The organism is Litorivita sp. NS0012-18 (assembly GCF_040371945.1).
Lineage (GTDB): Bacteria > Pseudomonadota > Alphaproteobacteria > Rhodobacterales > Rhodobacteraceae > Litorivita.
On the sequence record NZ_BAABWS010000001.1, the window covers coordinates 1625661 to 1638795 of the forward strand.

Genomic DNA, 13135 nt, shown 5'->3' on the forward strand with positions numbered 1-13135 from the left:
TTCAGAGCCGGTGATACGGCCCGCCCGCAAGGATCGAGGCGGCGCGATAGATCTGTTCGGACAGCATCACGCGCACCATCATATGCGGCCAGACCATTTTGCCAAAAGACAGCGAAAAATCCGCCTCGGCCCGGAGCGCGGGATCAATCCCGTCCGCCCCGCCGATGATAAAGGCCAGATCGGAGCGCCCCGCATCGCGCCACGCGGCGATTTTATCCGCAAAATCGGGCGAGCTCATGAGCTTGCCGCGCTCGTCCAGCGCACAGATCACCGCCCCTTTGGGCAAGGCACGGCGCAGCAAATCGGCCTCTGCCGCCATGCCGCCGCCTTTCTTGTCCTCGACCTCATGCACCGTCGCGGGGCCAAGGCCCAAAGCCCGCCCCGTGCGATCAAACCGTGTCCGATAATCGTCAAGAAGATCGCGCTCGGGGCCGGTCCGCAGACGGCCCACCGCGCAGATATGCAGCTTCATTTACGCGCCGGCAGGCGCCGCCGCACCGCTGGGCAGCCACATCTTTTCAAGCTGGTAGAATTCGCGCACTTCGGGGCGGAAGACATGCACGATGATATCGCCCGTATCGACCAGCACCCAATCGCCGGTGTCCTTGCCCTCGACCTTGCTCAGACGGCCGAAATCGGCCTTCAGCCGCTCGACCAGCTTTTCGGCAATCGAGGCCACCTGCCGCGAGGAACGCCCCGAGCAGATCACCATATAATCGCCAATGGCCGTCAGCCCGCGCAGGTCGATCTGCACGACATCTTCGGCTTTGTCTTCATCGAGCGAGGAGAGAATACGCGCCAGCAACTCTTCGCTGGTGACGTCTTGGGGTGCGCTCATGGGCGGCACTCCGGAACCCGCAGCAGGGGCTGCGTTAACGTGAAGAGACAGGACATCGTCCTCCTTATCAATGCGCCGTCAGGGCCCCGAACGCTGGGCTATCGGGTTCAAAATAGCATCGGGGGCGCGAAATCTCAATGCACGACAAAGAGAATCTCGGAATTGAAAACCTGTGCACATTATTTGGCGTCGCGCCGTGCCGGAACATCGCAAAGCGCAAGGGCACAGGTCCGCCGCCGGAATGGTGGAATTAATTTTCGTTAACAGTCAGAGGCTTATAACCCCCAAGCGCGAAACGCGGCGTCGAAGCAGCCAATAAGTTGCGAGAAAATGGTGCATTGACGAGAAAATTTGATCATAGTGACGGTGCAGCGAGCATACCACCCGCGCAAGCGGTGCGACCTGCATACACTGAAACCAACCAGAAAGGAGGATGGCGATGATACGCTTTATCCGACTTTTCGTGTTCCACTTGGTCGTGGTGATCTGCGCTGATGCAGTGCTGATGATCTACGACCACAAAGTGGAACCCGAAAGTGAACTCGCGCAAGAGGGTTAGCGGGCGACCGTAAACCTGGGGGTCCCGGTGTCGTTCGCACTCGGGGCCCTTACCGTTTTGGATCCCTTGCCGTGTTGGACAAACGGCGTTTCATCGACTGACAAAATAAACGACAAAATGAAAAGGCTCCAGAAGCGCTACCACAGCACTACTGGAGCCATAATCAAATGCGTCGGCCAGGGGTCACTGGCGATTCAAACCCAGAATATCAACTTGAGAGTTAGAACCTGACTCACTGATTTCTCTTCACTGAAACGAAACCAAAAAGGCATCGCAAGCCTCATTTATGCTCCTGCGAGCGGAGAACTTCAACGGTATCCTGCTTCCGGTTACCATTCGGCTAACGATGATATACCTTATATTGTTCGAATACTAACTCACCCTACCAAATATCGTGCGTGGTGCAACATATAGCATCGAACATTTTGTTCACATATCGTTAAGCGATTCAAAAGACTCGGAAAAAGTCTCGCCGGTTTTGCGGTTTATCCCCTCACTTATCCACAATCATACCCGAATCATCGCCCAGCATCCGCACCTCGCGCTGCGGGAAGGGGATCGAGATGCCGTGCTCTTGGAACGCGTCCCACAGCGCCAGATAGACATTGCCGCGAATATTGGTCAGCCCGCCCGTGGGGTCACGGATCCAGAACCGCAAGATATAATCCACCGAACTGTCGCCAAAGCCGACGATATGACAGACCGAGGGTTTGGTCTTGAGCACACGGTCCACCCCCTGCGCGGCCTCGATGGCGATTTTGCGCACCAGATGCGGATCGTCGCCGTAAGCCGTGCCAAAGAAGATATCGAGCCGCACGAAATCATCGGAATGGGACCAGTTGACCACCTGTCCGGTGATCAGATCCTCGTTGGGGATGAGGTATTCCTTGCCGTCGCGCGTGACCACCGAGACATAGCGCGCGCCCAACGAGTTGATCCAGCCAAAGGTCTCGCCTAGCGAAATCACATCGCCCGGTTTGATGGATTTATCCAACAAGATGATGATCCCCGACACGAGGTTCGACACCACCTTTTGCAAGCCAAAGCCAAGCCCGACACCGATCGCACCGGACAAGACCGCAAGCCCCGTCAAATCCACGCCCACGGTGCGCAGCCCGATAAACACCGCCGCGCCATAGAGCAGAACCTGCAGGAATTTGATCACCAGCACCTGCATCGAGGGGCTGATATCCTCGTTGCGGCGGATTTGCGTGGCGCTGTTGACCGACACGAACCGCGCCACGGCAAAGAGCGCGCCAAGGATCGCGGCGGCCTGCACCAAGAGCCACAGCGACAGGCGCATCTCGCCCAGATGCACCGAGGCGCTGTCGAGCACGGCTTGGGTCTGGTCGGTCAGCCCGAGGATCGACAGAGTGACCCAGATCCACCCCGCATAGCGCACCACAGAGCGCAGCAGCTTGTTCGAGATCAGCCGCGTGAGAACCGCAATCACCAGATAGGCAAAGGCCAGTTGCGCGATGATCGCCAGCAGATAGGAGCGGCTGGGCCATGTTGCGGCGCGCATCATCCACACAATCGGCCAGATCACCCCGACAAACAGGATCAGCCCCAGCCGCCGGTGCAGCACCACAAACAGCCGCATGCGCCATTTCGGCCAACCCTCGCGCGTGCGCATCCAGTCTTGCAAACGCGGCCCGATCACCCGCGCCGCCAGCCACGCCAGCGCAAAAACGCCCAGCGCAATCGCGATCTGATAGGCATTCCACGGGCGCAGCATGTTGTTGGCAAACGTAATCGCGCGCTCCCATAGGGTCAGCGCCGCCTCATGGGTCGCCGCCCCAATCAAAAACGGATGGAAGGTCATCTGTGCCGCTCTGCCTTTGCTTTTGCGCATTCTGTCGCGTTTGGATGATTAACGCATGGATCGGCCGGAAAAAGCAAATCCTCTCATCACGCACCGCCCGTCACATATCGCGCGTCACACACCGCCCGCCTCACAGCGCCGTCATGCAGCGCCCCAGACGGCCCGCGATTGTTGCGCAGATCAGAACGCAGAGTTCCCGCAAAGCCGCGAAAAATGGTTAATGATGGCTTAACCGCTACAATCTTGCCTCATTTTCGCCGCGATTGCAGGGCATTCCTCTAGGTTAACATTGACCCAATTCGGGGTCCTATGCGACCGAGAGGTTAAATATATTGGGGGCTGCTCCCCGAAGGCATAACCGTAACGAGGACACTATGAAGGTATTGAAGAAAACCGCTGCCCTGACCTGCGCCTTGGCGCTGGGCCTTGGCGCATTCACCGCCACCGGCGCACAGGCCATCACCGCCGTCAGCACCGGCGTCGAGCAAGGCGAGCTTTATGTTTCGGCGCGCGGCTCGCAGGACATGCATTTCATCACCTTCGATTGGACATCCGCGCCGGTTTCGGGCTGGGTCGAATTTACCATCGAAGGCACTGGCGCGCTCGAATTTGACGCCTTTGACGTCTATGACGGCGTGCTCAGCGACGTGACCGGCATCACGCTGGATTATATCTCGGGCGGCGTCACCACCCGTTTGAGCAACGACACCTCCTTTTGCTCCGCCGCTGCGGCCCCTGTGGGCGGCAATTGCAACCTGATCGCGCAAGAGGGCGCATCGGGCGGCCACACCGGCTCGGCCAGCACTCCGGTCTCCATGGTCTTTACCGATCTGGTCGCGGGCGATTACCGCTTCGGCATCTATGACAGCAGCTCGCCGAGCAACGCCATCGCGGGCTTTATCCTTTATGACAATCTGGGCACTGTGCCCCTGCCTGCGGGCGGCTTGCTGTTGCTCAGCGGCTTGGGCCTGATCGGGGCCGCGCGTCGCCGCAAATCCTGAGCGCCGCATAGATCAAAATCACCAAAGCCGCCGGTCCGTTTGGATCAGGCGGCTTTTTCTTGGCCGCGCGTTTTCTTGGCCGCGCGTTTTTGGGCCTCACGCCAGCCGCGTTTTGATGCGCGCGCACACCCTGCGCCGCGCCCGCGCCGCAGCCCCACCCGCGCATGGCCCTTGATAGACTCAGCGGCGCATAGTATCTGCTGCGCATGACACAAGTTTTCGACATGGATGATCGGGCACGGCTGCCGTGGCGCTTTTTCGGCGCAACGCTGACCATTCTTGCGCGCCTATAGGGCGCCGCCGATCCCTGTTGTGCCGCGCGCAGCCTGCGCCAGCGGCCCGAATTTTCGACATATTCACCCATTATCACAGCAAATCCCGTTGAGACTGCGCGGGAGAGGACCTAGCCATGACAGCCCCCAAAACACTCTATGATAAAATCTGGGATGCCCATGTTGCCCATGAAGGCGACGACGGCACCTGCCTTTTGTATATCGACCGCCACCTCGTGCACGAAGTGACCTCGCCGCAGGCCTTTGAAGGTCTGCGCATGGCGAACCGCCCCGTGCGCGCGCCGGAAAAAACCATCGCCGTGCCGGATCATAACGTGCCGACCACGCTGGACCGTGTGTCGGGCGTCATCGCCAACGAAGAAAGCCGCATTCAGGTCGACGCCCTCGACAAGAACGCCAAGGATTTCGGCATCCACTACTATCCCGTCTCGGACGTGCGCCAAGGCATCGTGCATATCGTCGGCCCCGAGCAAGGTTGGACCCTGCCTGGCATGACCGTTGTCTGCGGCGACAGCCACACCGCGACCCATGGCGCATTCGGCGCATTGGCCCACGGCATCGGCACCTCCGAGGTCGAACATGTTCTGGCCACGCAGACGCTGATCCAGAAGAAATCCAAAAACATGAAGGTCGAGATCACCGGTAAATTGAAACCGGGTGTGACGGCCAAGGACATCACCCTTGCCGTGATCGGCGAGACCGGCACCGCAGGCGGCACCGGCTATGTCATCGAATATTGCGGCGAAGCGATCCGCGATCTGTCGATGGAAGGGCGCATGACCGTATGCAACATGGCCATCGAGGGCGGCGCGCGCGCGGGCCTGATTGCGCCGGATGAAACCACCTATGCCTATTGCAAAGGCCGCCCCCACGCCCCCGAAGGCGCGGATTGGGATGCGGCTTTGGAGTGGTGGAAAACCCTCTATACCGATGAGGGCGCGCATTTCGACAAGGTCATCACCCTCAAAGGCGAAGACATCGCCCCCGTGGTCACATGGGGCACCTCGCCCGAGGATGTTTTGCCGATCACCGCAACCGTCCCCGCCCCCGAAAGCTTCAAGGGCGGCAAGGTCGAAGCGGCCCAGCGCTCGATCGACTATATGGGCCTCACAGCCGGTCAGAAGCTGACCGACATCGAAATCGACACGGTGTTCATCGGCTCTTGCACCAACGGGCGGATCGAAGATCTGCGCGCCGCGGCGGCGATCCTCAAGGGCAAGAAGGTCAAGGTCAAACGCGCCATGGTCGTCCCCGGATCGGGGCTGGTGCGCGCGCAGGCCGAGGAAGAAGGTCTCGCCGATATCTTCAAGGAGGCCGGTTTTGAATGGCGTCTGGCGGGATGCTCGATGTGCCTTGCGATGAACCCCGACCAATTGGCCGAGGGCGAGCGCTGTGCCTCGACATCGAACCGCAACTTCGAAGGGCGCCAAGGCTACAAAGGCCGCACGCATCTTGTCTCGCCCGCGATGGCGGCGGCGGCGGCCCTGACCGGCCATCTGACCGACGTGCGCGAGATGCTGTAAATGGCAAACGCGGCCATGGATATGCACGACCAAAGCCTGCCTGCGATCGGCGCGCTTTGGGTGGGGGAACGCTTGCGATGGCTGGACCGGCTGTCGCTTGCCTCCTTCGTGCACCATGGCCACGAGGTCGCCCTGTTCCATCTCGACGGGTTCGAAGAGCCGCCCATCGAGGGCGTCGAATTCATCCATGCGCGCGAGATCTTCGATTACGATCACACCTTCCTCGCGGCGGTGAAGCCTTCGGTCTTCTCCGATATGTTCGCGCTGCATCTGATCGGCAGTTCGGATTTCATCTGCGTCGATACCGATGTGCTTGCCCTGCGGCCCTTCCGGCCCAAGGACGGCTATCTGATCGGGCGCGAACATGGCGGATGGGTCAATGTGGCGGTAATGCGCCTGCCCGAAGACAGCGGCGCATTGCAAGAGATGATCGCCGTCGTCACCGACCCGACCACCGTGCCCGAATGGCTGCCCGAAGAGGTGCAGGACAAGGTCCGGCGCGTACAGCCGAAAAACCGGCTGATGGAGGCGTGCAAACGCATCCGCAACACGCTGGGGCCAAGGATGCTCACGCATATGCTCAAAAAGCATGGCGAGAAACATCACGCCTTGCCGGTTGCCGCATTGAACCCGCTGCCGTGGTCCATGGCCGATGCCTATTTCAACCCCCATGGCGGGGTCGACGGATGGCTGAGCGACGAGACGCAGGCGGTGCATCTTTACTCATCACGGATCAGGGCGCTGCACCTGCGCGTCGCGCCCTATCCCAATAGCTTTATGGCGAAATTCGCCGCTGATATCGGGTTCTCTTTCGAGGGCCTGTCACAACAAACCGAAGGGTTTTAACCGATGGACAAGTTTCAAAAAATCACCGGCGTGGCCGCGCCCATGCCTTTGGTCAACATCGACACCGATATGATCATCCCCAAAGTTTTCCTCAAAACCATCAAACGTTCAGGCCTTGGCGTGAACCTGTTTGACGAGATGCGTTACGACCGTCAGGGCAACGAGATCCCCGATTTCGTGCTCAACAAACCGCAATATCGCGGCGCCGAAATTCTGGTCGCGGGCGACAATTTCGGCTGCGGCTCCTCGCGCGAACACGCGCCTTGGGCGATTGCGGATTTCGGCATCAAATGCGTGATCTCCACCTCCTTTGCCGACATCTTCTTCAACAACTGCTTCAAGAACGGCATCCTGCCGATCGTCTTGCCGCAAGAGGAAGTGGACCTGTTGATGAAGGACGCCGAGAAGGGCGAGAACGCCCGCGTGACCGTGGACCTCGAAGCGCAAGAAATCACCACATCGGACGGCACCGCGATCACATTCGAGGTTGACCCCTTCAAAAAGCATTGCCTGCTCGAAGGGCTCGACGACATCGGATTGACCATGGAAAAAGGCGCGGCCATCGACGCCTTTGAAGCCAAGGCCTCCTCCGCGCGCCCTTGGGTGTAAGCCATAATTCATGAGGCCGGCGCCGGTTGCGCGCCCGATGGCCCCCTGCCTTTCAAGGCCGCCTGCCACGCGCGGGCGGCCTTTTTCTATGGGTGACGTGGATCAACCTTACGTCAAATAGTGGCCGTTCGGGCCGCTCCCACAACATGTGGTGAATACAGAGCCATTGCCTTAATCTTGCACCAAAATTGATGCATTACCGCACCACCTTGACCCTCAAATCGCCCCGAATCTGAACTCTTGTTAACCAACACCTTGAGCGAGATAGTGAAAGAAGGCAGAAATTGGGCAAGATTGAGGCAAGCCGTCAAAATAGGCGGCATCAAGTTGGGACAAAGACGCGGCATCGTATCGCGTCGGGCCAGTTTGAAGGGAATACGGCAGTGCTCGCACGAACATTCGGCGCATTTATGCGCGCAGTCCTTGTTGCGCTTTTGATCGCGACACCGGCGCTCCTGTTGCCAGGGGTTGCTTCCGACACGTCGCAGATCGTCGTTCTGATCGCGATCCTCGCGGGGCTGCTCACCTATATGGAATATTACAGCCTCTACCCTTCGATTGTGGAATTCCGCTTTGCGCCGCCGTTCAACCGGCTGCGCTTTGTCGCGCTGTTCTTCACGGTCTTCTTGCTCACCGTCATTTGCCGCGGCATCACCGATCCGACCAATTTCACCGGATTTGTCACCTCGCTCGGCGTGATCCTCGGCAATGCCATCGATTTCCCCTATTCGCCCGTGCGGCTTGTGGTTCTGACCCTGCCTGCGGATGCCAGCCACCAGCTTGTCGCCACCGTGCGCACCGCCGCCGGTATCGCCTATCTCGTGTCGCTGGTTGCGATGTTCTGCTTTGTCACCATGGTGCGCATCTTCGGATGGCCCGCGCGTGGCGGCGTCTTCAACGTCTGGGTCAACCTGCCGCTGTTCGATCCCACGGCGGGCGGCGATGTGTTACACCGTCTCAAGCGCGACGCGAGCCTGAACATCGTGCTGGGCTTCCTCTTGCCCTTCTTGATCCCTGCCGTGATCAAAGCGGCGGCGGATATGATCGACCCGATCACCATGAGCAACCCGCAGACCTTGATCTGGACAATCTCGGCATGGGCCTTCCTGCCCGCCAGCATGATCATGCGCGGCATCGCCATGAGCCGGATCGCCGATATGATCGAGGAAAAGCGCCGCCGGACCTATGCCGAGGCCGACAGCGACGCCATGCAAACCGCGTGAGGCGGCGCGGCGCACAGCGCTGCTGCCCCGCGCGCCCTGCGGCGCTTGCCTGCCGCGCCCCGCGCTTGGCGCGCGCCCTGACCTGTGCCTTGGCCCTCACTTTGGGTTTTGCCGCCGCCGCGGGATTTGCCCCCCGATCCGCCAGCGCCGAGCCGCATAGCCGCCTACGCATTGCCAGTTTCCAAACCGAACTTGCCCGTAAGGGTCCGGGGCTGTTGCTGGACGCGATCCGCAAGGGTGATGCGCAAAGCCGCGCGGTGGCCGCGCTGATCGCCAAAGCCGCCCCCGATATCATCGCCCTGCAAGGCATCGACTACGACCACCGCGCCGCCGCGCTCACCGCGCTCGCGCAGCAGATCGAAGCCGCAGGCCACGCGATGCCCTATCATTTTGCCCTGCGCCCCAATAGCGGCCTTGCGACGGGGCTTGATATGGATGGCGACGGGCGTCTTGGCACCGCCCGCGATGCCCAAGGCTACGGGCAATATTCGGGCCACGGCGGCATGGCCCTTCTGTCGCGCTATCCGATTCTCCAAGACCAAGCCCGCGATTTCAGCGCCCTGCTCTGGGCCGATATGCCCGACCCGATGATCCCGATGCGCGGCGGCGTGCCCTTCCCCTCGGCGCAGGCCTTCGCAGCGCAGCGGCTCAGCTCCACCGGCCATTGGGCCGTGCCCCTGCGCCTCGACAGCGGCGCGGTGATCACGCTGCTGAGCTTTGCCGCCACGCCGCCGGTCTTTGACGGGCCGCAGGACCGCAATGGCAAACGCAACCATGACGAGCTGCGCTTCTGGACGTGGATGATGGAGGGGGCTTTCGGCCCCGCCCCCGAGGAGCCTTTTGTGCTGCTGGGTCTGGCCAATATCGACCCCGTGCACGGCGAGGGACGGCGCGGCGCGCTGCGCGCGCTTCTGGCCGATCCGCGCCTGACCGATCCGCGCCCGCGCGGCCCCTCGGGCGATGACGCCACCGCAGAATTCGCCACGGCCGGTCCGCTGCGGCTGAGCTATATCCTGCCCTCGGCAAGTTGGACCGTCACCGGAAGCGGGCAGCACGCCGACCCCGAGGCCAGCCGCCACCGGTTGATCTTTGTCGATCTGGCGCTGCCGCCGCCCGCGCCCTGAGGGGTTAAACCGCCTGCGCGGCGCCTTCGGCAAGGCGGGCCTCGGGCGCGCGAACGCCCAGCGCCGCGCGCAGGGCCTCCTCGGCAGGCGTGGGTTGAAAATCGGGCAGGGCGCGCGCCATCGGCCCCGCATCGAGCCAATGCGGCGTGTTCCACAGGTAGCGCATCTCCAACACGCCCTTGAGGATCGGCATCACAAACCGCATCGGTTTGAGCCACCACCACGCCATTTGCTTACACGCAACATCGCGCCCCAAAGCCCGCGACAAAGCGGCGGCAAGCGCGCGCCCCGTCAACGTGTAGCCCGCAAAGGGGATATCCGAATAGATCGGCAAATCCGCGCGCCTGTCAGCCAAAGCCGCCGCCGCGCGCGCCGCATCGGGCAAATAGGCCCAAGCATGGGGGATATCCTCCCGCCCTGGGTAGCGGATGGCGCCCTTTTGCGCGGTCTTGGCGATGAACATATCGAACCAGTTGCCAGAGGCCTCGGTGTCGATGAAATCGCCCATGCGCAAAATAATCGTCTGCACGCCGCTGTCGCGGTAGGCCTGCTCCATCTCGATCCGGATCCGGCCCAAGGGATTGCGCGCGGCCTGCGGCGCATCCGGCCCCCAAGGCGCGGGGGTCGTTTCGCCGAAATTATACACATTGCCCGGCAACAGAACCGTCGCGCCCGAGGCTTTCGCCGCCCCGATCACGCGCCGGTGCAGCGGCAAAACCTGCGCCTGCCACAAATGATAGGGCGGGTTCCATCCCGCCACGATGAGATCGGCGCCCTTGGCCGCCTGCATCAAATCGTCCGTGCTGCGGTCAAAGCCGCGCGTGGTCCAACCCGCCGCGCGCAGGGCCTGCGCGCTGTGGCGGGCAAAGCGGCCATTGCCGCCGAGGATAAGGGCTGTTTTCGTCATTGGTCTCGCTCCGTTTGGGGTGTCGTTAAGGAGAGGATCTCCCATTCCTTTATGAATTGAAATTGACAGAATATTCGCATCTGATATTCAAATCTGAATGGATAACCCCGCCGCCTCCCCCCTCGCCCGCCTCGATTGGGCCTTGGTCCAAGCCTTCCTCGCCGTCGCCGAAACCGGATCGCTGTCGGGCGCGGCCAAGAGGCTGGGCAGCAGCCAACCCACGCTGGGACGGCAAATCAGCCTGCTGGAAGCGAGCCTCGGGCTGACGCTGTTCACCCGCCATCCGCGCGGGCTAAGCCTGAGCGAGGAAGGCGCGCGGCTGCGCCCTGCCGCCGAGCGGATGCAAGCGGCGATGCGCGACATCGCCCTGACCGCCGCAGGGCGCGATACGCGATTGCAAGGCACGGTGCGCATCACCGCCAGCGAAGTGGTCAGCCACCACATCTTGCCGCCGATCATCGCGCAGATCCGCCAACAAGAGCCAGGGATACAGGTGGTGTTGCTGCCCTCCGACAGCACCGAAAACCTGCTCTACCGCGAGGCCGATATTGCCCTGCGCATGTATCGCAGCACACAGCTCGACGTCATCACCCGCCATATCGGCGATCTGCGCATCGGGGTCTATGCCGCCAAAAGCTACCTTGAGCGGCGCGGGCACCCGCGCTCGGCCGAGGATCTATTGACCCATGATCTGATCGGATACGAGCGCTCGGACCTGATCGTGCGCGGCATGCAAGCGGCGGGGTTCACCATCGCCCGCGAGGCCTTTCAAACCCGATGCGACGACCAAAACACCTATTGGCAATTGCTGCGCGCCGGATGCGGCATCGGGTTTTCGCAATCGGGCGTGGCCGAGGCCGACCCGCAGGTCGAGCAGATCGACCTCGGCTTTGCCATCCCGCCGCTGCCCCTGTGGCTGGCGGCGCATCAGGCGATGCGCGCCACCCCGCGCATCGCCCGTGTTTGGAAGCTGCTCGCGGCGGGGCTTGCGCCCCATGTCACCGCGCCCCGATCCGCATAAACGCCCCTTCATTTCTTGACCCTGCGCCCCTGAGCCGATAGGCGATGCGCAACGGTATTCCACGAAGGACAGATCAACATGACCAACCCCTCGCTTCTCATTCTCGCAGGTGACGGCATCGGCCCCGAGGTTATGGCCGAAGTGCGCAAGATCATCGATTGGTATGGCGCCAAACGTGACCTCGCCTTTGACGTGAGCGAAGACCTTGTCGGCGGCTCGGCCTATGACAAACACGGCACGCCCTTGCATGACGACACCATGGCCAAAGCCCAAGAGGTGGATGCGGTTTTGCTTGGCGCTGTGGGCGGTCCGAAATACGACGATCTGGATTTCTCGGTCAAACCCGAACGCGGGCTTTTGCGCCTGCGCAAGGAAATGGACCTCTTTGCCAACCTGCGCCCTGCGCAATGTTTTGACGCGCTGGCCGATTTCTCCTCGCTGAAAAAAGACGTGGTGGCGGGGCTCGACATCATGATCGTGCGCGAATTGACCTCGGGCATCTACTTTGGCGAGCCGCGCGGCATCATCAAGGAAGGCAACGAGCGCGTCGGCATCAACACCCAGCGCTATACCGAGAGCGAAATCGCCCGCGTCGCCCGTTCGGCCTTTGAACTGGCCCGCAAGCGCGGCAACAAAGTCTGCTCGATGGAAAAAGCCAATGTGATGGAATCGGGCATCCTGTGGCGCGATGTGGTCACCGAAGTCCATGCCGCCGAATACCCCGATGTGGAACTGTCGCATATGTATGCCGACGCGGGCGCGATGCAGCTTTGCCGCTGGCCCAAGCAATTCGACGTCATCGTCACCGACAACCTCTTTGGCGATCTTCTGTCCGATGCGGCGGCGATGCTCACCGGCTCGCTGGGCATGTTGCCCTCGGCCAGCCTCGGCGCGCCGATGGAAAACGGCCGCCCCAAGGCGCTTTATGAACCCGTGCACGGTTCGGCCCCCGATATCGCGGGCCAAGGCAAGGCCAACCCCATCGCTTGCGTGCTCAGCTTTGCCATGGCCCTGCGCTACAGCTTTGATCAAGGCGCCGAGGCCGACCGCCTCGAAAAAGCCGTCGAGCAGGTTCTGGCCGATGGCAAACGCACGGCGGATCTGTTGGGCGAAGAGGGCGTCACGCCGGTGACCACCGCCGAAATGGGCGATGCGATTGTCGCGGCTCTGGAGGCCTCGCTCTAGGCTCCGCTGACCCGATAACATGATTTTGCGGCGCGCTTCCTTGGGGGCGCGCCGTTTTCATTGGGCCATGCCCCGCACACTCCAGTGCGGCGCCGCCCCACCGCCCCCTGCGGCACAACACCCCCGTAGATCACCCCCCTTTTCACAAAGGGCGCTTTTGCCTAACGTGAGCGCGAGCAGC

The 13135-nt window shown here is 61.6% G+C and carries 12 protein-coding genes; 8 read left to right on the top strand and 4 right to left on the bottom strand.

Annotated elements, in window-relative coordinates:
* Window position 1: 1 nt before the first annotated feature.
* From rlmH to ABWV64_RS07820, 3 genes are all read right to left on the bottom strand, one after another.
* Complete coding sequence (rlmH, locus tag ABWV64_RS07810) at window positions 2-472, bottom strand: 23S rRNA (pseudouridine(1915)-N(3))-methyltransferase RlmH (protein ID WP_353343774.1); 471 nt, start codon at window positions 470-472, stop codon at window positions 2-4.
* Window positions 473-838, bottom strand: coding sequence for a ribosome silencing factor (rsfS, locus tag ABWV64_RS07815; RefSeq protein ID WP_353343776.1), 366 nt, complete (start codon window positions 836-838; stop codon window positions 473-475).
* 1052 nt (window positions 839-1890) lie between these two features.
* Entirely contained in the window at window positions 1891-3222 is a 1332-nt protein-coding gene (locus ABWV64_RS07820; protein ID WP_353344566.1) for a mechanosensitive ion channel family protein, read from the bottom strand.
* Window positions 3223-3596: 374 nt separating this feature from the next.
* Between ABWV64_RS07820 and ABWV64_RS07825 the strand changes: the two genes are divergently transcribed.
* The 6 genes from ABWV64_RS07825 (at window position 3597) to ABWV64_RS07850 (ending at window position 9841) form a co-directional block, all read left to right on the top strand.
* The gene (locus ABWV64_RS07825) at window positions 3597-4223 is read left to right on the top strand and encodes a VPLPA-CTERM sorting domain-containing protein (protein WP_353343778.1); all 627 of its coding nucleotides are present in this window, start codon (window positions 3597-3599) and stop codon (window positions 4221-4223) included.
* A 409-nt stretch (window positions 4224-4632) separates the two neighbouring features.
* Window positions 4633-6039 carry a 3-isopropylmalate dehydratase large subunit gene (leuC, locus tag ABWV64_RS07830; RefSeq protein ID WP_353343780.1) on the top strand — a complete coding sequence of 469 codons (1407 nt, stop codon included), beginning with the start codon at window positions 4633-4635 and terminating at the stop codon, window positions 6037-6039.
* Complete coding sequence (locus ABWV64_RS07835; protein WP_353343782.1) at window positions 6040-6885, top strand: hypothetical protein; 846 nt, start codon at window positions 6040-6042, stop codon at window positions 6883-6885. It abuts the gene before it with no gap.
* 3 nt (window positions 6886-6888) lie between these two features.
* Entirely contained in the window at window positions 6889-7494 is a 606-nt protein-coding gene (leuD, locus tag ABWV64_RS07840; RefSeq protein ID WP_353343784.1) for a 3-isopropylmalate dehydratase small subunit, read from the top strand.
* Between the two features lie 410 nt (window positions 7495-7904).
* Window positions 7905-8717 (top strand): hypothetical protein, encoded by an 813-nt coding sequence (locus tag ABWV64_RS07845; protein WP_353343786.1) that lies wholly within the window; start codon window positions 7905-7907, stop codon window positions 8715-8717.
* Window positions 8718-8806: 89 nt separating this feature from the next.
* Window positions 8807-9841 carry an endonuclease/exonuclease/phosphatase family protein gene (locus ABWV64_RS07850; RefSeq protein ID WP_353343788.1) on the top strand — a complete coding sequence of 345 codons (1035 nt, stop codon included), beginning with the start codon at window positions 8807-8809 and terminating at the stop codon, window positions 9839-9841.
* Window positions 9842-9845: 4 nt separating this feature from the next.
* Here the strand turns inward: ABWV64_RS07850 and ABWV64_RS07855 are convergent, their stop codons facing one another.
* Window positions 9846-10748, bottom strand: coding sequence for a Rossmann-fold NAD(P)-binding domain-containing protein (locus tag ABWV64_RS07855; RefSeq protein WP_353343790.1), 903 nt, complete (start codon window positions 10746-10748; stop codon window positions 9846-9848).
* A 97-nt stretch (window positions 10749-10845) separates the two neighbouring features.
* Here ABWV64_RS07855 and ABWV64_RS07860 point away from each other — a divergent pair, with 97 nt between their 5' ends.
* Window positions 10846-11769: a LysR family transcriptional regulator gene (locus ABWV64_RS07860; protein ID WP_353343792.1), complete on the top strand. Its 924-nt coding sequence runs from the start codon at window positions 10846-10848 to the stop codon at window positions 11767-11769.
* A gap of 78 nt (window positions 11770-11847) precedes the next feature.
* Window positions 11848-12954, top strand: a complete 1107-nt coding sequence (leuB, locus tag ABWV64_RS07865; RefSeq protein ID WP_353343794.1) for a 3-isopropylmalate dehydrogenase — start codon at window positions 11848-11850, stop codon at window positions 12952-12954.
* Window positions 12955-13135: the final 181 nt, after the last annotated feature.